Annotated in this window: 17 protein-coding genes; 11 read left to right on the top strand and 6 right to left on the bottom strand. The window is 57.1% G+C overall.

All coding sequences use genetic code 11. The features are described from left to right. Positions 1-61: 61 nt before the first annotated feature. Complete coding sequence (locus P1X16_RS15515) at positions 62-1,159, bottom strand: DUF3616 domain-containing protein (RefSeq protein ID WP_277230830.1); 1,098 nt, start codon at positions 1,157-1,159, stop codon at positions 62-64. 449 nt (positions 1,160-1,608) lie between these two features. On the opposite strand from P1X16_RS15515, the gene P1X16_RS15510 reads away from it, so the two are divergent. Together P1X16_RS15510 and P1X16_RS15505 are read left to right on the top strand one after the other, a co-directional pair. Beyond that, on the top strand, positions 1,609-1,941 hold the full coding sequence (locus P1X16_RS15510; protein ID WP_277230828.1) for a hypothetical protein: 333 nt from the start codon (positions 1,609-1,611) through the stop codon (positions 1,939-1,941). An 83-nt stretch (positions 1,942-2,024) separates the two neighbouring features. Continuing rightward, entirely contained in the window at positions 2,025-2,786 is a 762-nt protein-coding gene (locus P1X16_RS15505) for an SDR family oxidoreductase (RefSeq protein WP_277232961.1), read from the top strand. 78 nt (positions 2,787-2,864) lie between these two features. On the opposite strand, the gene P1X16_RS15500 is transcribed toward P1X16_RS15505, so the two are convergent. From P1X16_RS15500 to P1X16_RS15490, 3 genes are all read right to left on the bottom strand, one after another. Further along, on the bottom strand, positions 2,865-3,284 hold the full coding sequence (locus P1X16_RS15500) for a hypothetical protein (RefSeq protein WP_277230826.1): 420 nt from the start codon (positions 3,282-3,284) through the stop codon (positions 2,865-2,867). Between the two features lie 92 nt (positions 3,285-3,376). After that, positions 3,377-5,437 (bottom strand): GMC family oxidoreductase N-terminal domain-containing protein, encoded by a 2,061-nt coding sequence (locus tag P1X16_RS15495; RefSeq protein WP_277230825.1) that lies wholly within the window; start codon positions 5,435-5,437, stop codon positions 3,377-3,379. Positions 5,438-5,643: 206 nt separating this feature from the next. Further along, positions 5,644-7,089 (bottom strand): aldehyde dehydrogenase family protein, encoded by a 1,446-nt coding sequence (locus tag P1X16_RS15490; protein ID WP_277230822.1) that lies wholly within the window; start codon positions 7,087-7,089, stop codon positions 5,644-5,646. A gap of 264 nt (positions 7,090-7,353) precedes the next feature. Between P1X16_RS15490 and bla the strand changes: the two genes are divergently transcribed. Beyond that, positions 7,354-8,166, top strand: coding sequence for a subclass B1 metallo-beta-lactamase (bla, locus tag P1X16_RS15485; protein WP_277230818.1), 813 nt, complete (start codon positions 7,354-7,356; stop codon positions 8,164-8,166). A 265-nt stretch (positions 8,167-8,431) separates the two neighbouring features. Here the strand turns inward: bla and P1X16_RS15480 are convergent, their stop codons facing one another. Beyond that, positions 8,432-9,085, bottom strand: coding sequence for a T-complex 10 C-terminal domain-containing protein (locus P1X16_RS15480; RefSeq protein ID WP_277230815.1), 654 nt, complete (start codon positions 9,083-9,085; stop codon positions 8,432-8,434). Positions 9,086-9,457: 372 nt separating this feature from the next. Between P1X16_RS15480 and P1X16_RS15475 the strand changes: the two genes are divergently transcribed. The 4 genes from P1X16_RS15475 to P1X16_RS15460 all read left to right on the top strand — a co-directional run bounded on the left by P1X16_RS15475 (position 9,458) and on the right by P1X16_RS15460 (position 13,649). Next, positions 9,458-10,561, top strand: coding sequence for an L-dopachrome tautomerase-related protein (locus P1X16_RS15475; RefSeq protein WP_277230811.1), 1,104 nt, complete (start codon positions 9,458-9,460; stop codon positions 10,559-10,561). 116 nt (positions 10,562-10,677) lie between these two features. Further along, positions 10,678-11,850, top strand: coding sequence for an MFS transporter (locus P1X16_RS15470; protein WP_277230808.1), 1,173 nt, complete (start codon positions 10,678-10,680; stop codon positions 11,848-11,850). A gap of 256 nt (positions 11,851-12,106) precedes the next feature. Then, on the top strand, positions 12,107-12,778 hold the full coding sequence (locus P1X16_RS15465) for a head GIN domain-containing protein (RefSeq protein ID WP_277230805.1): 672 nt from the start codon (positions 12,107-12,109) through the stop codon (positions 12,776-12,778). A 79-nt stretch (positions 12,779-12,857) separates the two neighbouring features. Beyond that, entirely contained in the window at positions 12,858-13,649 is a 792-nt protein-coding gene (locus P1X16_RS15460; RefSeq protein WP_277230802.1) for a hypothetical protein, read from the top strand. Positions 13,650-13,753: 104 nt separating this feature from the next. Here P1X16_RS15460 and P1X16_RS15455 read toward each other — a convergent pair whose 3' ends face one another. Further along, on the bottom strand, positions 13,754-15,094 hold the full coding sequence (locus P1X16_RS15455) for an erythromycin esterase family protein (protein ID WP_277230799.1): 1,341 nt from the start codon (positions 15,092-15,094) through the stop codon (positions 13,754-13,756). Positions 15,095-15,316: 222 nt separating this feature from the next. Between P1X16_RS15455 and P1X16_RS15450 the strand changes: the two genes are divergently transcribed. The 4 genes from P1X16_RS15450 (at position 15,317) to P1X16_RS15435 (ending at position 19,426) form a co-directional block, all read left to right on the top strand. Then, positions 15,317-16,411: a sensor histidine kinase gene (locus P1X16_RS15450; RefSeq protein WP_277230795.1), complete on the top strand. Its 1,095-nt coding sequence runs from the start codon at positions 15,317-15,319 to the stop codon at positions 16,409-16,411. Between the two features lie 48 nt (positions 16,412-16,459). Further along, positions 16,460-17,164, top strand: coding sequence for a LytTR family DNA-binding domain-containing protein (locus P1X16_RS15445; RefSeq protein WP_277230793.1), 705 nt, complete (start codon positions 16,460-16,462; stop codon positions 17,162-17,164). Between the two features lie 151 nt (positions 17,165-17,315). Next, on the top strand, positions 17,316-18,656 hold the full coding sequence (locus P1X16_RS15440) for a serine hydrolase domain-containing protein (RefSeq protein WP_277230791.1): 1,341 nt from the start codon (positions 17,316-17,318) through the stop codon (positions 18,654-18,656). 164 nt (positions 18,657-18,820) lie between these two features. Next, positions 18,821-19,426, top strand: a complete 606-nt coding sequence (locus P1X16_RS15435) for a pseudouridine synthase (RefSeq protein WP_277230788.1) — start codon at positions 18,821-18,823, stop codon at positions 19,424-19,426. Positions 19,427-19,482: the final 56 nt, after the last annotated feature.

The following is a 19,482-nucleotide window of genomic DNA, read 5'->3' as shown; positions in this document are numbered from 1 at the left end:
TCTGAAATAGAACATAACAAACCGTTGCTGCCAAATTCAATTTCAAGCCAAACAGCTCGCTTTAGATAGGGTACACGTCGGCCACAACTTGGTGGGCGGCGGGTTTACGGTCGTCGGTTGGGCTGTCGAACACGATAAGCACGTGTTTGTCGTCGAGCAGGGCCATGCCTTCGGCTTTGTCTTTGCCAGCCGTGGGGCCGAATCCGTGGGGCACATCGAAGAGACGCTGCAACTTATCGGGGCCCACAAGGCTATCTTCCTCGCAGCGGAGCGCGTCGGGCCAGCAGTACACGGCAATGGTACCGTCGAGGTCCATGGTAGGGCCGGCGAGCAGTAGCAGGTCGGAGCCACGCTGGCGTAGCTCGCGCAGTCCCATGCCGCCCAAGGCTAGGAAGTGTTTTTTATAATACTTCTCGGTGGCACCCGCTAGCTCGGCGAGGCGCAGGCGGCCGTGCTTGTCTTCGCGGGGCAGCAACTCCAGCACCACGGCCCACCCGCGCAGCACGGGGCCGCGCAAACCCACAAACAGCCGGCCGTCGGGAGCTACGGCCAGCCCCTCAATATCGAAGCCGTTGTCTTTGCCCGGAATCTGCATGAACGGTTTCAGGTGCGGGTCTTGGGCAAGGATTTCCAGCAGCTCGTTGCTGGTATCGGAGCCGTGAAGCTGGGCAGCACACAGCGTTTTGCCGGGTTCAGTGGGGTGCGGGGCCTCCCGAAACAGCTCATAGTCGCCGGTAGTGGGATTCTGCAGCAGGGGGATGCGGGCTAACAAGTAGCGGCTCGGCTCTTCTTTCACTTCGGCCAACCGGGCAATCTGCTTGGCCATGTCGTCGTCTTCGGGCTTGGGCTGCTTGCGCTTACGGCTGTGCGAGCCAATCACCCAGAGGTAGTGGTCGGACTCGGCCATGCCTTCGATGTCGATTTCCTCTTCGGCGTCTTCTCCCAGATCCAGCAGCTCACTTAGCTCGTAGCGGCAGTGGCCCTTGAACTCGTTTGGGGCGCTTAGGCGCAGCCGCTCGATGCTGGTGCGCTCGTCGCAGCTCACCCAGATGTTGTCACCGGTGCGTAATACCGTGGAGAGGCCGTCGCGGACGTGCTTGCCGTCGGCGTTGAGGCTGAGCTTGGGGTTGAAATGGAGCAGAGCTGACTGGCGGCGCACAGGTAGAATACTTAAGGTGGACGGAAAAGCTGTGCGAACGGCCCAGCCGCGTGGAATGTTGCGGGCGGGCTGCTAAGCGCCTGAAGCGGAGCACAGTTTGTGCTGATGCTAGGCGTTTTACCTGAAGTTAAGTATCTTATTTATTCTATCTTATGAATGTGCACACCTGAAAAGACGCATTCTGTTTCGCTTTGCCTGAATTGGTTGCGTAAAAATCTATTAGCGTTTCACATACAGTTGCCTTGGCTATGAATTCCGCTACTTCTTTCCACGCAGTGCAAGCTATTTTCGTCACCCTTAGCAAATCCTGCCAAGCTTCGGTGGCTGCTGGTTGCTTAGTTGGGTTGCTCTTTCTCTTCGGGTGTGACCGAGCTACCGCGCCTGCCAGGAAAGGGAAGCCATACAAGGCGCTGCAACTACAGGACCCGGGAAACCACGTGCGCAAGTACATGGCTTTGAATGAGCAGTTTTTAACCATTATGAGGCGTAACAGCCAGAACTCTCCTGAAGAGCAACGACGCCAAACAACTCGCCGTGACAGCCTTACCCGCCTACCTCGCACTCCTGAAGTAAGAGACCAGCTTGCTCAACTCATGGGATTTAGAAATGACCTGCAACAACAATACTTGTTGAATCAAATAAAATTGGAGCGCTACGAGATATACAAAACCAATCCTTCCTTCTTCACAAAATCCAGGCAAGCCCAGAAGAAATGGCTGCTTCTGTCGCAGGCGGGTAGCGGCAGTTACCGCGGCACTCCGGACTACGTGGACGTAGAATAGGCTTGCAACTACCGCTACGGCAATACTTGCGGCCTTCCCTGTTCTTATCAATACATATGATGTTTAGCCAGCAAGTGGTTTAGATTACGGGGGCTTCCACGGGTATCGGGGAGGCACTGGCTTTGGAATTTGCCCGGCAAGGCGCGCGACTGGTGCTATCGGCGCGCAATGTGGAGGCGCTGGAACGAGTGCAAGCCGCTTGTGCACCCGCTCAGGCGCTGGTGATTCCCCTGGACCTAACCGATGCTGCTAGCCTTCCGGCAGCGGTGGAACTAATGCTAGCGCATTACGGCCGCTTGGATGTGTTGGTCAACAATGCGGGCCTGAGCCAACGCTCTTTGGCCTTGGAAACCACTCTGGCCGTAGACCGGCAGCTCATGGAAGTAAACTACTTCGGCACAGTTGCGCTGACGAAAGCGGTGCTGCCGCACTTGCTCCAACAGGGCAGCGGGCGGATAGTAGTGGTGAGCAGCCTAGTGGGCAAGTTTGGCTCGCCATATCGGTCGGCCTACGCTGCTTCCAAGCATGCGCTCCACGGCTTTTTTGATTCACTACGGGCCGAGCTGACGGATACCGGACTAGGTGTTACTATCATCTGTCCGGGCTTTATCCGAACCAACATTTCCGTTAATGCCCTTACCGGCGACGGGGCACCCCTCGGAACCATGGACGATGCTACCAACCGCGGCATGGCGCCCGCCACGTTTGCCCGGCACGCCTTGCGCGCCGTGGCAAAGGGCAAAAACGAAGTGTATATCGGGGGCCGCGAAACCCTGGGCGTACTACTGAAACGACTAACCCCTGGGTTGTTTGCACGGCTCTTGACGAAGGCGAAAGTGCGCTAACCCATAGCAACTTAGCCCTCCACGCAGAGCAGCTGGCACCTATATAGCACTCGCCGCAGCGGCTACCAAAGTAGAAGCCTACTGACCCGACTTGCGGCTTTGCATTTCGGCTTGCATCTGGCGCTGCTTGGTTTTGAGCTGCTGGTATTGGGTAGGCGTGAGCACCTGCTGCATCTGTTGGTTGGAAGCCGTATTGATGCGCTTTAGCTCGGCCATCAGGGCTGGCCGGTTGGTGGCGTACTGCTTTTGGGCGGCATTGGCTTGCTCGGCGGTACTGGTCAGGATGGCTCGTACTTTCTGCTGCTGGTCGGGGCGCAGCTTCAGCTCGTCGGTCATCACGTCGGTAAGGTCGCGGGCGGCGGTGGGGGCTACCGTGGGGGCGGAAGCAGGAGCTACACTTACTGATTTAGCTTCGGGAATATTCTTGTTGCGACGGGCACAGCCAGTGGCCAGGGAAGCCAGCAAGCACAGGGCGAGAAGAGGGCGAGAAATGGACATAGAGCAGAAAAAGTATGAGTGTGTGTGGACCCCATACGCGAAAACCGCACCACTCGTCTATTTCGAATGCTCTATATCTTCTACCTCGACACTCAGGAAGCCGCAGCCGCAACAGACGCCGCCGCAGAAGAGCCAGCCATTGAGCCCGTTACTCCACTGGTTTTCAGGTGTTGCGCCGTGAAGTGCGCCAGCGCCATGGTGGTGAGCATAGGGTTTACGCCGCTGCAAGCCGGAAATGCCGATGCATCGGCCACGAACAGGTTGCGGACTTCGTACGTTTCGCCGGTCGGGCTAACGGGGTGGGTAAACGAGTCGCCACCCATGCGGCAAGTGCTCATTTGGTGGGCACTGTAGAGGCCGTACTGGTTGGGTCGCCAGCTTAGATGAGGCAGCCGTTCGAGCACTTCGGGATTCTGAATCTGGCCTTGCTTCGCGTGCAACGTAGGCAACGTACCGTGCGGCAAAAAGATGGTGTGTGCCCCGGCCGCCGCATGAATTTCGGCTGCCCCTCGCACACCTGCCAGCATATGCGCCCTGTCATACTCACTGAGAGCGTAATCGACCACCACATGACCGTGTTTGTCGATGTTGACCCGGCCCCCTTCCCGGTCCCGAGTCAAGACGATAAACGAACCCATGTGCGCCGCCTGCTGCATCAGTTTCTTGTGCTGCGCCCCCGACAGCCAGGGCAGCACCATGCTCATCAGGCCGGCGTGAGCGGGCGGCGTTTCCAGTTTGGCGCCGTAGTTGGTACCGCCCAGTTTCGTGAAGCTGTCGTTCACCACCGACATGCTGGGGCCAAACCACGGGTTCATGGCCTGCTCGTAGAGTGCCGATACCACCACCGTGGGGTGCAAATTGAGGTGGCGGCCCAGGTGTGGGTGCTTCAGGCCGCTGCGCAACAGCAAGGCTGGCGTTTGGATGGCGCCGCCTGCCACTACCACCCGCCGGGCCCGCACCGTTACACTTACTTCCCGGCCATCGGCCGTGGTATGTACGGCCACCGCACCCGTAGCCCGGTTGTTGGCTATGGTCACGCGCTCCACCCGGGTGTCGGCCAGCAGCCGGGCGCCGTGCTCGAACGCCTGCAATAAATAAGTGTTCAGGGTGCCTTGCTTGATACCGTAGGCGTCGCCCATGGTGCTGTAGCCCAGGCCCCGGAAGTGCGCTTCAGAATCGGTGAGACCCTTTTCGTTGCGCGGAATCAGCTTTACGTGCTGCCCCAGCTTGGTCGAACCATCCCACAGGGCTTGGTTTTGGCCGTTGTGGCGCGGGTAGTCAGTATTCACACTCAGCGCCTTACTTACGGCATCTACGCTTCTTTGAAAATCAGACGACGTGAAATGCGGCACCATATGCTCGCGCGCCCACTCCTGTAGCACGTAATCGGGAGTGCGGAAGGCGCCGGCCCAGTTGACGGTGGTACCCCCGCCCAGGCAGGACCCCGCCAGCAAGCTGATGCCGCCATCTTGGGTGCTGAGCGCGCCTTTACCGTCGTAGAGCTTGCCGAGCATATCAACCTCTCGTTGCGTGAAGTCGCAGCCGTGGCAGTACGGACCTTTCTCCAGCACCAGCACATCGTGGCCAGCGGCGGCTAGCTCGCCTGCTACCACGCCCCCACCCGCGCCACTCCCAATTACCAGCACCTCGCAGTCGTAGACTACATCTTCAGTCGGCTGCAAGGTCCGGATGGGTTTGGTGGTATCCACCACGGAATCAGAAGGCAGGGGGCCCGCGTAGCCGATGCTTTCCCACACCGGGTTGCCCGCTTCAGCCGAGGAGCTGCCGTAATACAAGAACACAAACAGCTTGCGCAACGCGTGAAAGCCTTTGCGCAGCTGCGGCAAGTTGCTCTGCGACCAGCTTTGCAGCATTTTCTCGCGCTGGGCGGGCTGCAAGTGGCTGAACGGCCGCAGCGGCCCAAACCAGGTCAAGCCCAGCGTCACGGTATCGAGCAAGTCCAGCAGCTTCAGAAACTCGGCTTGCGCCCCGGTGGGCTGCTCGTCTAGCACCTCCCCTATCTTATCGAGGTCCACTCCGTCGGAACCCCGACGCTGCCAGTAAGCGGCGTGTTCGGCGGGTCCGTCCATGGATGGAATGAAGGTATCGGCAAGGGCACGTAGCGTAACGCGCTGGGCTTCGGTGAAGAGCATACTATTTGAAAAGGCGAGGCGGGGAATTTGCCAGCTTCTGATAGCCGACCGGGTCTGGAAAATATAAGACCTTTTCGCCACAAATACTCGGCTTGCATACAAATAGCGTAGCGTTAAGCAGCGAACTGGCACATCAGCTGCCTTGGCTACGCAAGCTTGGCAGTCAGCACGTTAAACAGACCGCTTCGCTACTTCACCTCGTCTTCTCATAGCCAGCGCAGCAGCCAGCCCACCATGCGCTGCACCTTGGGCGTGTAAGGCGGGTAGAAGCTCTTAATACCCGTAAGGCCAGTGCGCTGCTTCAGCACCGATTTTTCGTTGGAGAAGGCCAGAAAGCCCGCGTAGCCGTGGGCCCGGCCGATGCCGCTGTTGCCGGCCCCACCGAAGGGCAGCTCTGGGTGAGCCAGTTGCAGAATGGTTTCGTTGACGGCCGCGCCGCCCGCCGGAATATTGCGCAGCAAGTAGCGCTGGTTTTCCTTGTTCTGGGTGAACACATACAGCGCCAGCGGCCGGGGCCGGGAGTTCACCTCGTCGGTGGCTTGCATGAGGGTGCGGAAGGTGCGAATAGGTAGCAGCGGCCCGAATATCTCCTCTTGCATCACGCGGCTGTCGGCGGCGGGGTTCAGCAATACGGTGGGTTCGATGAAGCGCTGCCGCGCATCGACGTGGCCGCCCATGGCTACGGTGGCGCCGTGTTGTTGCGCGTCTTCCAGCATGCCGGCCACCCGCTCGAAGTGGTGCTGGTTCACGATGCGCGCAAATGAATCGGAAGTGGCTACGCCTTGGCCAGTTGCATTGTAAAAGCGCTGCACTACGGCTTGCATTTCGGCCAGTAGGGGCTCCTGCACTGCTTCGTGCACCAGCAGGTAGTCGGGGGCCACGCAGGTTTGGCCGGCGTTGATGCCTTTGCCCCACACTATTTTTTCGGCCGCATCGCGCAGGTCGGCGGTTTCATCCACGATGACCGGACTTTTGCCGCCTAGCTCCAGCGTGACGCTGGTGAGGTGCTCGGCCGCGGCCCGCATCACTATTTTACCAACCTGGGGGCTGCCCGTGAAAAAGATGTGGTCGAAGGGCAGCTTGAGCAGTTTGGTAGCCACTTCTTTGTCGCCTTCCACTACGGCTACCTCTGCCGGATCGAACACCTCGCGGGCCATGCGGCTGAGCAAGGCGGCCACGCTAGGCGTCATTTCCGAAGGTTTGATGATGGCGCAGTTGCCTGCTGCCAAGGCCGAGATAAGCGGGTCGATGGCGAGGTAGAACGGGTAATTCCAAGGTGCCATGATCAGGCACACCCCTTTGGGCTCAGCTTGCTTCCAGCCGCGCGCGCCCATCAGTGCCAGCGGCGTATCTACCGGCTGAATGGAAGTCCACTGCTTGAGGTGTTTGAGCGTGTGCTTCAGCTCGGTTTGCGACGGCCAGATTTCGGTAACGTCGGTTTCGGTGGCGGGCTTGCGGAAGTCAGTATACAGCGCCTCCTGAATAGCCGTGCGGTTTTGCTCTATCCACTCGCCTAGTTTGCGCAGGCGCACGGCTCTTGGGCCGGCATCTTCGCGGCGCAGCGCCTCCGAACGAGCCTGCTGCCGTTTGAAAAGCTGCTGCAAGTCGGGCGTTTCGGACGAAGAATAAGGGGAGGCAACAAGAGGTTCCATACGAAGAGGTTGTGGACCGAGCGGTGGGTTGAGGTGCTACGTAAGGTTGGCAGCTTTTACTGAATTGCCAACTATTGTCTACCAGTCAAAGTTCGGCGCCTTTGTTAGCTTCTAGCCTAGACTTTGCGGCCACTATTTCACGGCGACAATTCCAGTACTCTAAACGCGCAAACAAAGTATTGTTCTGACCGTGAGCCAACTCCGCCAGGCAGTGCACTATTTATGTGGGCAGAACGTTTAGACAGCTTGTCTTTCCTTTTTTGAATGCCCGTTTTGCCTTTACGCTTCCTGTACCCTTTGCGCCAGCTTGGTCTGGCAACCTTCTTTTTAGTTTGTTCAGTATTGCTGTCGGCCGGCGCGCCCCCTCGCCCTAAGCTGGAACCCCTGCACCTGCGCGTACAGCGCATTGCCCCGGATGTATTTGTGCACACTTCCTACCGGCGCTACCCTGGCAACCCGGTGCCCGTGCCATCCAACGGCCTTATCATCAAAACCAAAACCGGCGCTCTGGTAGTGGACACGGCCTGGGACCCCGACCAAACCATGGAGCTGCTGCGCTGGGTGGCCGATACCTTGCACCAGCGGGTGCGCCTAGTGGTTATCACCCACGCGCACGAAGACCGACTAGGCGGCTTGCCCGTGCTAGAAGCCAACAATATCAAGGTGTACTGCACACCACCTACCGCCGAGCACGCCGCCACGCTGCCGTTCGGGGTACCCACGCCAGCTATCAAGCCCTACACCGTAATCCGGGCTGGTCGTACCCGGCTGGAGTTGTTTTATCCCGGCCCCGGTCACTCCCCCGATAATATGGTGGCCTGGCTCCCCAACCAGCACGTGCTTTTCGGGGGCTGCCTGATAAAAGGTGCCGACGCCACCACCCTCGGCAACATCGATGATGCCAACCTGAAGCAGTGGCCGGTGGCAGTTCGCGCGGTGGCAACACGCTACCCGAAGGCAGAGCTGGTGGTGCCCGGCCACGGCCAGTGGGGTGATGCCAGTATGTTCAGCCATACCCTAGAGCTATTACACTCGCCGAGCAGCAAACCGCAAACTGCACTCAGCGGCCAGCCGTAAGTGCTAGACTTATTTATAGAGAATAAAGCTCAGTTGCTCCTGCTACTAATAAAAACGGCGCTTGGTAAATACCAGCGCCGTTTTTATTGAACATATATTTCAGCTATTAACTAAAGCATACACCTCTTTCAAGTATAGCCTAGCAGATACCTAAATGGCTGGTCTTTACTGAATTCCACTAAGAAGCGCTGCTGAACATGGCTGTACAAAGCAGGTAAATACCCCGCGCCAGGCTAGCGGTGCAAATAGGGCCTACGCAGGTTTCTTAGTTTTTCACTTTCACTTTTCCGTCGTCGGCGTCGCGCTTCACTTTCGTGCCGTTCGGGTACTCCACTTTGGTGTCGCCGTCTTTGTCGATTTTCACGGTTTTGCCATTGGCGTACTTGATTTTGGTTTCGCCGTTGGCCTTCTTCTCGTACTTCTCAATGGCTGGGCCACGGCGGCGGGCAGGCGCCTCTGCCGCTGAGGCAGTAGCTGGCGCGGCGGCCGTGTAGGGCGTGCCATCGTAGTAGGTGGCGCGGTTGGCGGTGTAGGTGTCGTACTGGCCGGGGATGATGGTGCGCACCTGCTGGTCGGTTTCGTCGTTGATGGCGCGTAGTGCGGCGTAGCGGCCGGTGGTATCGGTGCTGTAGCGGGTGGTGGCCTCGTTGAGGCGGCGGCCCCGGGTGTAGTAGGTTTTCTCGATGCGCGTTACCACAACCGTATCCGTCAGCTTGAGGTCTTCGGCCACACGGGCAGCCAAAGCATCGGCATCGGTGCGGTAGGTTGCCGTATCGGTGTCGGCACCGTCGCGGCTTGCCACTACGGCCGTATCCGCCGACGGCGTGGTGGCAGCATCGACAGCAGCGGGTTTGTCTTGGGTGCATGAGGCAGCCGTGAAGGTGGCAGCGGCCGATAACAAAAGCAGGGTCTTCTGCATAAGTGTAAAATTCAAATGAAGTTGGATATAGCGGAGCAGCTATAGTGCCGGCTGTTACGGTGCAGCTTCAAGTGAGGTTGTGATGCCGCATAGCCGACCGTGCAACTCACTGAGTACTAAGCAGCGCAAATGGGCTTCCGTAAGGATTTCAGCAAACGGCGTAGGCAGCAGAAACACGACGCTCAGCTACACCGCTGCACCTGTGTTGAGGACAAGACAAATGGCGAAAGGGGACAAGCTGAACTTTCCGTATTTGCCGCAAACTCACTGAGTATGAATACTTAAAATCAGAAGGAAGCGAGTATTTCATCCGGCCTCTTACTGCTCGCCTTGCGTAGGGAAGCGTTCCAGTTCTTTGTTCTTACTCTTGCTATGAAACGCTTTTTACTTCCATTACTCGTTGCGCTGACCAGCTTGCCCTTACTAACCAGTTGCAACGACGACAACGACGAGCAGCCCGACACTCCTACCCTACCGGGCGCCACGCTGGCCCAAACGGCGACTTCGCAAGTTCAGTGGACTGGCGTGGCCGTGATGCGCGACGGCCGCATCTTCGCCAACTTCCCGCGGATGGAAACCGATACCGTCCCTTACTCAGTGGCCGAGATTCGCAACACGCAGGCTATTCCTTTTCCTGACACCACCTGGAACAACTGGAAATCCTCGTTGCCAGCCCAGAACCGCTTTGTGTGCGTGCAAAGTGTGTACACCGACCCCAACAACTTCTTGTGGGTGCTCGACGCAGGCTCGCCCCAGATGCGAGGCGTGGTGCGCGGCGGCGCCAAGCTGCTGAAGTTCGATTCCAACACCCGGCAGCTCGTACAGCGCATCGACTTCGATGAAACGGTGGCCTACCCAACCAGCTACCTCAACGACGTTCGAGTGGATACAGAACGCAATTTTGCGTACATCACCGACTCCAACCAAGGCGCCATCATTGTGGTGAACCTTGCCACGGGCCGCAGCCGACGCTTGCTAAGCAACAATCCGTCAACCAAATCCGAGAACCTGATTCTGACGGTTGAAGGCCGGGTGTGGCGCAACCGCAGCGGAAAGCTGCCCTCCCTCGACTCCGATGGCATTGCGCTTTCGCCGGACCGCGAATACCTCTACTACCACGCCCTCACGGCCCGTACGCTCTACCGCATTGGCACCCAATACCTGCGCGACGAGGCGTTGCCGGCCGCGCAGCTAAGCCAGCGCGTGGAGTTAATAGGTGATACTGGCCCCACCGATGGGATGATTTTCGACTCGGCGGGCAACCTGTATTTCACGTCTATCGAACTCAATGCCGTAACGCGGCTTACCACCGATGGCAAGCTTCAGATTGTAACCCGCGACCAACAGCTTAAGTGGCCCGACAGCTTCTCGTTTGGCCCCGATGGCGGACTGTACGTCACTACCTCGCAGCTGCACATTCCCCGCTCCCAGCGGACAGAGCCGTTTCAAATTTTCAAAATCACCCTGCCGCAGTAACCGCTTTTGGTGGCACTACACAGTAGCTAGAGGCTCGTGATGCGCAGCCGTGAGCTTCCCTCCCAACGAAAGGCGGCAAACGGCTAGTAGCTTTACAGCCTAGTCGGCAGCTTATTATGATAAAAACAGAAGTTTCGGAGAGTCCTACGGCCCAGCGGGCGCGCATTGCTATTGCGCTGTTTTTCTTTCTATCGGGGTTCGGCTTTTCAACGTGGGCTTCGCGTATTCCGACCATCCAACACCAATTGGGGCTTGATGAAGCCGAACTTGGCGGGGTGCTGTTTGCCTTGCCAATGGGTCTAATGCTCACGTTGCCCGTGACCAGCATTCTTTTGCAGCGCTTCAACAGCCGCCAAGTGATGTTGGTAGGCGCAGTGCTTTACAATGTGGCGCTGGCCTTGCTCGGCTTCGCGCAGGAAACCTGGCAGTTGGTCGCGCTGCTGTTTTGCTTCGGCTCTTCGCGCAATCTGCTCAATATTTCGGTGAACGCGCAGTCGGTGGGGGTGCAGGCCCTTTACGATAGGTCCATTATTGCCAGCTTTCATGGGGTGTGGAGCGTGGCCGGCTTTGCTGCCGCGGCCGTGGGTTCTGGTTTGGTAGCTGCCGGGGTGTTGCCGAAGTACCACTTTCTGGTGGTGGGAATAGTGCTTACGGCCGTGGCTGTGTACTTTTTCCCAAACACCCTCGACATTAGCCCCGACCCAGAGAAACGCAAGGCCGGCTTCTCCTTGCCCGACAAAACCTTGCTGAAATTCGGGATTATTGCCTTTGCCTCCATGGCCTGCGAGGGTACTATGTACGACTGGAGCGGCATCTATTTCGAGAAGGCCGTGCACATGTCCAAAGAAACGGCCACCATTGGTTTTGCCGTGTACATGGTGGCCATGACTACCGGCCGCTTCAGCGGCGACTGGCTAGCCAACCGCTACGGCGTGAAGCCGATGCTGCACTACAGCGGCTTGCTCATGACCTGCGGCTTGGGACTAGCCGCGCTGGTTCCGGTGCCACTGGTAGCAGGCTTTGGGTTTGTGTTGGTGGGCCTGGGAGTGTCCTGCGTCATTCCGATGGTGTTCAGCATGGCTGGCCGCACCTCGGCACTAAGTTCGGGTTCGGCTATTGCGGCCGTTTCGATGGTGGGCTACTTCGGGTTTTTGGTGGTGCCACCGGTAGTGGGCTTCGTGGCCAAGGCGGCTGATTTGCGTTGGTCGTTTGGGCTGGTGGCCATGCTCGGGGCCGTGGTGGTGGCGTTGGTGCAACGAGTCCGGGAACCCCAGCCGCAAGTGTCGTAGCTAGAAGCGAAGTGTTGGCAAGAGCATAGCCTCGGTGGAACGGCGTCCGTCATCAGTCATGGTGGCGCGGCGGTGTTCTACCGAGGCTACCTGTTTCTATGACTTGTAGCCTTCAAGAGTGGCTGTAAGGTTTCCCGAAAAAGTGCTTTGCAATCAATTCATAAATCAATATATATGCAGTGGCAGGCAACGGCTTGCATGCATTGCGCATCTACGAAAGCAGTAGTCCTCCTTTCACTTTGTAAGCTTGAATCCGATGAACTCCTTTACGCTTCTTAATGCGCTGGCCGTGTCGGCGCTGGTTAGTTTATCTGCTTGTTCTACGTCGGAGGCCCAGCAAGCGCGGCAAGTCGGCACCTTCGAAATCGTGAAGGCCAGCGGCGCAATAGACGTCTACCTGCGCCAAGGGTCAACGACCGAAGTTAAAATAGATGCGGCGCCAGAACTGCTGGACTACATCAAAACGGAAGTATCGGGCAACACCCTCCGAATTTACCGCGACAAAAAATTCTCTCTCAGCGAGTTGATGCGTAGCAAGTCGGTGAAAGTGTACGTTACCACGCCCAAGCTGGAAGGCATCGAGGTAAGCGGCGCTTGCGACGTGAAAGGCGAAACGCCCATCAAGGCCGATGACTTCCATATCAATGCCAGCGGCGCCTCCGATGTTACGCTCACCCTCAACGCCAACTCTATAACTGCCGACGCCAGCGGCGCCTCCGACATCCGCCTCGACGGGCGCGTAAAGCGCCAGCAAGTACAAATCAGCGGCAGCAGCGACTACCGCGCCTCTGACCTGCGCAGCGACAAGGCTGACATCGATGCCTCCGGCGCCAGTGATGCCTACGTGTTTGTTGATGAGGAGCTATCCTCCCGCAGTTCCGGCGCCTCCGACGTGCGCAACAAAGGCCGCGCCCGCAGCGGACGCTAGCCATCATCCTTACTTGTGTTGCAGAAGCAGAAAGAGCAGTTCTTCGGGCAGCTCTTTCTGCTTCTTTATTTAAATCCAATTGTCAAGTACCACCTACCCACTCGACTGCGGCAAACTCCAGATACTGGATTTGGATGCCGATGAATACGGCAACTTTATTGCCCTTATGAGTAACATGGAAGTCTGGACCAATGGCGGACGGTTGGCCCTCACGCAGCAGTTTCGATACGCCTGTATTCGGAAACTAGATGCCGAGCGGTTTCTGCTAATCGGCCATCAGGTAGGTGTAGCAGATACGGGTCACATTTTCGATTATACGGGCCGCAAACTCCTAACTTTTGATGCTGGCAAATACCAAGCCGACGTGCTGGTTCAAGCTGACCAGATTGTTGTTTCCTACTTCGACCAAGCCGCGGGTGAGAAGCCTCCTAGCGGAGACGGTATAGCGGTATTTAACTTTACGGGCCAGCAGCTTTTCGGTCATACGTCCGGCGGCCACGGCTTTATTCTGGATTGCTATTGCATGTGCAAGCTGGGCAAGGACTCTATCTTGGCCTACACTTACACCGGCTTTCCTCTTCTCGAACTTCGCCTCACTGACTACCGGCTGACTCAACAGGCAACTCTTACTGACTTCGAAGGGGCCCACGCATTGACCTTCGACCGTGGCAATGTCGTTTTCTGCTCTTCCTACGAGGATAGAACGAGTTTCTTTTGGTGGAATAGAAAAGATAAAGTGAAACGATTCGGACATTACGAACAGACTGGCCGAATTCGGGGCATTGGCGGTGGTAAGTTCTTGATTTACGACGCCAATAGCTTCAGCATTATAGATGCTATGGAGATGATGCGTCAGGAGTTTATGCGTTGACGACTAAGCCCCTGCATCAAACAGAAAGCGGCGGTTGCCCTGGAGCAACCGCCGCTTTCTGTTTTAGCGAATTCAACACGAGAATAAAAAGTATGAAATGCGCACTAGCGGAGGGGAGTAGCGGCCGTAGTTTGGCGCACGAAAAGCAGAGCGTCGTAGGCTTCTGTGAGCTTGAACTGCGAGTAAGTATCCTTACCGCTTTGGGGGCTGTAGCCGACGAAACGGTGGGGGCGCTTCAAGTTTTGCACTCCGAGCTGCTGGGTTTGCAGAAAGAAAACCGGGGCACTTACGGCACCTAGTGTAGCTTCCCAAGAACCGGCCAAAGGTTTTTCGAGCGGATAGCTGGCCATCGGACTAGTGCGCGTGATGTGCCCATCGGTGGTGGCGGCAAAGGTGCCCGTAGCGGTACTAGTGCCAAGCACGAAATACTGACCAGGGAACATCCGTTCCAGAAACGCTCCTGTGCCCCCGCCGTTGCCGGGGTCTTCGGCCATGGCAATCTTGCGCGATACGTGCGCATCATGCGCCCATACAATCACTTTGTTGTTTTTGCCCCGTACCAGAAACTTGGTCATCTCCGCCATCAAACTGTCGCGGGAAGAGTCACGCTTGTTGATGGTGAATTGGTAAAACACATCAAAAGCCATTTTCGCATCCAGTACAAGTCCTTTCGCAAGTTCCCGCTGCCGACGAGGCATTCGGGCAGCAGGCAGCGCTTTCTGAATTTTTTCGGCCACGTAGTAGCCTTCTAGACCGCTCGATAGCCACCGCTTTCGAGGCATTTTATAGCCTTTCGTATTGATGCCGGCCCACACAGAATCCTGAAGTTGAGCGGCTTTGGTTAGCTGCGCGGTGAGCGTTTGCAAGCCGGCCTTGGGGTAGCGGGCGGCTAAGGCATTAAGGGCCAGCGCTTCGGGCATCACGTACGCAGCATCGATGCCGCGTAGCGCCAACTGCCGACGATGCGTGCGGTTGTGGGTTTGCAGCCAGGTTAGCAGTTCGGCTGTTTCCTGGTTTTGCCAGATGCTGTACAGGTGGGCTCTCATTAGGGGCGCCACGGCGGCGTTGGGCTGCCGCAATGCTTCGTTGAGCTGATAAGTGTCGGTGTAGTCGTTTTCCAGAGCCACCTGCGTGAAGCCATGCTCCTCCATCAGAATGCGGGTGAGCCAGAACCGAAGCTTGTAGAACTCGGCCGTGCCGTGGGTGCCTTCGCCCATGGCCACCACCTTTTTGCCCGCCATTTGCTTGACCAGGGGCTGCACTGCTGCCCGGAACGCCTCGTAGCTTTGTGTACTGACGGGGTTAATCAAACGGGCATCGAGGGTGATAAGCGCCGTGTCGGCGGCTGCTGGAGCAGCAGGGGCGGCAGTAGGTTGAGCGTGGGTGGCTAGCGTAGCAGTGGCCAGCAGGGCCGTGGCCAGCAGGGAGCGGAAGATCTTTTTCATGATAGGAAAGCAAGTGAGTGTCTAGTAAGGCCGTCGAATAGCGACCGGCAACGACACAAAGCAACTGGCTTCCCGAGCTGGATTGAAGAGTTATTAGACCAAGCCCGGCTTGGCAACGACGAGTTGCGGACCGCGGATTTTTGGTCGAAAAAACCACCCGTTTAGTCGAAATAGCCGCACCATGAGGCGGCGGGCAGCAGGAAAAACCATGAACTTGCTGCCATGCAAACCACCTCTGCCGACCGGCCCAGTCGTTTCCCGTTCGTCTTCGAAATCCTGATTTGGGGCCTCTATGTGGGTCTCTACAAGTACGACGTGTACATGGAGGCCGTGCGGCCCAAGCCTACCGCGCAGGCTAATTTTCCCTACCCGCAGTTGATTCTGTTTGCATTGCTGGCGACGCTGTACGTGCTACCGTATTACCGCGGGCTAGTACCGTTGCTGATTCGGCAGCGGCGCTACGCGCTGCTAGGCGTGGGCTCGGTGCTATACATGTGGTGGGGCATCAAGCTGAATGTGGCCGTGGCTAGCTGGCTGTTCCAGTTTATGGCCAATCCGCCACTGTTGGCTGATTTCTACCACCACACCTATACTGAGGCGGCGGCGCAGCTGCTGGCCTTGCGCAATACCTATATCGGGCTGCTGTTCACCGATTTGCTGGCCTTCAGCTGCGTGGCGTTTGTCCGGTTGGCCTTCGAGCAGGAATACCGGCGGCGGCACCTCGAAAAGGACCACTTGGCGCTGCAACTAGAGCAGCTAAAAAGTCAGCTGCAACCGCACTTTCTGTTCAACACCCTCAACAGTATCTACGGCCTAAGCTTAGTTAACTCACCAGAAACCCCGCGCTTTATCCTACTGCTTTCCGAGCTGATGCGATACGTGCTCTACGACAGCGGCAAGGAGTACATCGGCTTGCCGGAGGAAGTGGAATTTCTGGAAAACTACTTTGAAATGGAGCAGCGCAAATATCCTGGTGCCCACATCCAGCTAACTACCATTGGCTCAACTACTGGCACGCAAGTTCCCCCGCTGCTACTGCTACCCCTGGTGGAGAACAGCTTCAAGCACGGCCGACACCACTACTCCGACCAAGCCAGCGTGCACGCCACCCTCAGCAGCCAGCCGGGCCGCCTGCACTTCCTCATCGAAAACGACATGCTGCCCGCAGCCCCGGCCACTACCACCAAACGTAGCGGCGGCATCGGCCTCCAGAACATCCGGCAGCGCCTCAACCTCTATTACCCTGGCACGCACGAGCTGCACCTCACCGAGCACGCCGGCCGTTACCGCGCCGAACTGACACTACAGATTAAGTAGCTGCGCCATGTCCACATTACCTCGCTTCACACTCTCTACAATACACGTATGACCACCACGCCTGCTCCCGTTCGTTGCCTGATTGTAGATGATGAGCCGCTGGCCCACCAGGTACTTTCGCAGTTTATCGGCCAGACGCCGGGGCTTACGCTCACGGGCAAATGCCGCAACGCCATGGAAGCCTACGAGCACCTGGCGCAGCAGCCGGTGGACTTGCTGTTTCTGGACATCGAAATGCCCTTGATGACTGGCCTCGACTTCCTGAAGAACCTGCGTAACCCACCCAAAACCATCCTGACGACGGCCTACCGCGAGTATGCCTACGAGGGTTACGAACTCGATGTGCTGGATTACCTGCTCAAGCCATTTTCATACGAGCGGTTCGTGAAGGCCATTTCGCGCCTGCCCGCCTTGCAACCGGTGCCGCCAGCCGACACCACTGCCGAAAAGCACTTGCTGGTGAAGGAGCGCCAAGGCCTGCTCAAAGTGCCGCACCGCGACATTGTGTACGTGGAAGGCTGCAAAGACTACGTGAAGCTGATGACGGCCACCAAGACCTACTTGCTCCACCAAACCATGAAAGAAATGGTGGAAGTTCTTGGCCCGAGCTACCTGCGGGTGCATCGCTCTTTTATTGTAGCCGCTGCCCACATTCGCCTGCTCCAGCCCGACCATGTGCAGTTGCTGGACGCTACCCTGATTCCGATTGGCAGTTCCTACAAAGCCGAACTGCTGGCTTATTTCAAAAAGTAACTCTGGCCATTAGTTGCAATGCGAAATTTTGGTAATCAAGCCATTGGACAGCAATTCTCAGCAACAAGAACGCATCGCCCAATAAGTTGTAATGCAGCGAAAGCTCTGACGATACACGCTTTAAACCTTTACGCTTCTACTACTTCTCGCTATGCTTACCAAGAAATACGCTGGCTTCCTGTTGCTGCTTCTAAGCGGCTTATGCCACAGTAGTTCCGCCCAAACTCTGAACAAAGCCAAGCTCGACAGCTTGTTCACGGCCCTAGCCACCCACGACAAAGCCATGGGCAGCCTGACTCTCTCGCAAAACGGCAACGTGGTGTATAGCCGGGCCATTGGGTACGAGAGCATTGGTGCTACTACCAAAACGCCGGCCACCACCGCCACGCGCTACCGGATCGGCTCAGTCTCGAAGATGTTCACGGCTACCATGGTTTTCCAGCTTATCGACGAAGGCAAATTGGCCTTGACCACGCCGCTGGCCACGTACTTTCCGGAGTTGCCCAATGCCAAGACCATTACTGTTGGCAATTTGCTCAACCAACGCAGCGGCCTGCACAACTTCACTAGCGACGCTGCTTACCTGACCTACCTCACGCAGCCCCAAACGCAAGCCGAGATGGTGAAGCTTATTGGGCAGAGCAAGCCCGATTTCGAGCCCAACGCCAAGTTTGCGTACAGCAACTCCAACTATGTGCTGCTAGGCTACATTATCGAGAAAACGACCAAGCAAACCTTCAATCAGGCGCTGCAACAGCGTATTGCCACTAAAGCCAAGCTAAAAGACACCTACTACGGTGGCAAAATAGACCCGAAGCGCCACGAAAGTTTCTCTTACCGCTTCGTCGCTACTTGGCAACCCTCCACCGAAACCGACATGAGCATCCCTGGCGGCGCTGGTGCCGTTGTGTCAACGCCTACCGATTTAGCCCGTTTCGTTGAAGCCCTATTCACCGGTAAGCTGGTATCAGAAAAAAGCTTGAACCAGATGAAAACCATTACTGATGGCTATGGCTACGGCCTGATTCAGTTCCCGATAGGCAACAAGCGCGCGTATGGTCACAACGGTGGTATCGACGAGTTTTCGACAATGCTGGCGTATTTCCCCGACGAAAAGCTGGCCGTCGCTTATTCCAGCAACGGCCAAGCTTACCCCTTGAACGATATTATGATAGGAGTGCTCAACACCTACTTCGGTGCTCCCTACCGCATTCCCGACTTCAAGGCTTCGGCCATCAAGCTTTCGGCGGCCGAGCTTGCCCAATACGCAGGTACTTACACCAGCACCAAAATCCCCTTGAAAATCACAGTGTCAGCGACGGGAAATACGCTACAAGCGCAACCCACCGGGCAGATGCCTTTTCCGCTCACCCCAGTAGGCAAAGATGCTTTCACGTTCGATGGCGCTGGCGTCCGGATGGAATTTGCCCCGGCTCGCCACGAGATGCTTCTCAAGCAAGGAGGAGGCTCTTTCCTGTTCACGCTAGAATAGAGCTGTACTCCGAGCTGCTTATATGACCGTGTTTCTGCATTGGCTAAGGGCTAGCAGCATGCCGAAGACCAATTCCAACAAGCGGGCGGCATAAGCCTTCGTACCTTTGGGCTCTTTGGCTGCACACAGGCAGCTGTTGCTTAGTTGGCTTGTTGACCCTGCTCATGCTCCATCGTCATTTCCTTGTTCATAAGCCCTACGGCTACCTCAGCCAGTTCATGAGCAACAACGCCCGCGAAGCTCGCAAGAAGCGTTTCCTAGGTGAGCTGCACGATTTCCCCGAGGGCACCATGTCCATTGGCCGTCTCGATGAGCACAGCGAAGGTCTGCTCCTGCTCACCACTGATGGCAGCGTGAGTGAGGTAATTCGGCGCAAAGATGTAGAGAAGGAGTACTACGCCCAGGTAGATGGCCTCATCACCGACGAAGCCGTAACGCAACTTCAGCAAGGAGTAGAAATTGGCCTTTCCGATGGCAAATACCAAACCCTTCCCTGCGCCGCCTACCGCCTGACGGCACCGCCCAACATACCGCCCCGTACCCGCCATATCCGCTCCGACCGCCACGGCCCAACCAGTTGGGTAAGCATCACCGTCACGGAAGGCAAGTTCCGCCAGGTGCGCAAGATGACGGCCGCCGTTGGATTTCCCACCTTGCGGCTGGTGCGGATGCGCATCGGCAGCATCTGTCTGGCAGATTTAGCGCCCGGCGAAGTGCGGGAAGTAACAGAATTAGAGGTAAGAGCTGAATTGGTAGCACCGGAAAGCTAACGGCAGGAAGTTTAACTGCTTTTGACCTCAGTGTACCAGATCCTATGTCTCCGGCG

It is taken from the genome of Hymenobacter sp. YC55 (assembly GCF_029433095.1).
Lineage (GTDB): Bacteria > Bacteroidota > Bacteroidia > Cytophagales > Hymenobacteraceae > Hymenobacter.
The sequence above is the reverse complement of the archived record's forward strand: the minus strand, read 5'-3'. Positions and strand labels throughout refer to the sequence as shown.

Bases quoted from the DNA above. Each gene is read 5' to 3' on its own strand.
- P1X16_RS15490 (WP_277230822.1), bottom strand. From the start codon at position 7,089: ATGGAACCTCTTGTTGCCTCCCCTTATTCTTCGTCCGAAACGCCCGAC.
- P1X16_RS15495 (WP_277230825.1), bottom strand. From the start codon at position 5,437: ATGCTCTTCACCGAAGCCCAGCGCGTTACGCTACGTGCCCTTGCCGAT.
- P1X16_RS15445 (WP_277230793.1), top strand. From the start codon at position 16,460: ATGACCACCACGCCTGCTCCCGTTCGTTGCCTGATTGTAGATGATGAG.
- P1X16_RS15510 (WP_277230828.1), top strand. From the start codon at position 1,609: ATGGCTTTGAATGAGCAGTTTTTAACCATTATGAGGCGTAACAGCCAG.
- P1X16_RS15440 (WP_277230791.1), top strand. From the start codon at position 17,316: ATGCTTACCAAGAAATACGCTGGCTTCCTGTTGCTGCTTCTAAGCGGC.
- P1X16_RS15465 (WP_277230805.1), top strand. From the start codon at position 12,107: ATGAACTCCTTTACGCTTCTTAATGCGCTGGCCGTGTCGGCGCTGGTT.
- P1X16_RS15470 (WP_277230808.1), top strand. From the start codon at position 10,678: ATGATAAAAACAGAAGTTTCGGAGAGTCCTACGGCCCAGCGGGCGCGC.
- P1X16_RS15455 (WP_277230799.1), bottom strand. From the start codon at position 15,094: ATGAAAAAGATCTTCCGCTCCCTGCTGGCCACGGCCCTGCTGGCCACT.
- P1X16_RS15450 (WP_277230795.1), top strand. From the start codon at position 15,317: ATGCAAACCACCTCTGCCGACCGGCCCAGTCGTTTCCCGTTCGTCTTC.
- P1X16_RS15500 (WP_277230826.1), bottom strand. From the start codon at position 3,284: ATGTCCATTTCTCGCCCTCTTCTCGCCCTGTGCTTGCTGGCTTCCCTG.
- P1X16_RS15480 (WP_277230815.1), bottom strand. From the start codon at position 9,085: ATGCAGAAGACCCTGCTTTTGTTATCGGCCGCTGCCACCTTCACGGCT.
- bla (WP_277230818.1), top strand. From the start codon at position 7,354: ATGCCCGTTTTGCCTTTACGCTTCCTGTACCCTTTGCGCCAGCTTGGT.
- P1X16_RS15475 (WP_277230811.1), top strand. From the start codon at position 9,458: ATGAAACGCTTTTTACTTCCATTACTCGTTGCGCTGACCAGCTTGCCC.
- P1X16_RS15435 (WP_277230788.1), top strand. From the start codon at position 18,821: ATGCTCCATCGTCATTTCCTTGTTCATAAGCCCTACGGCTACCTCAGC.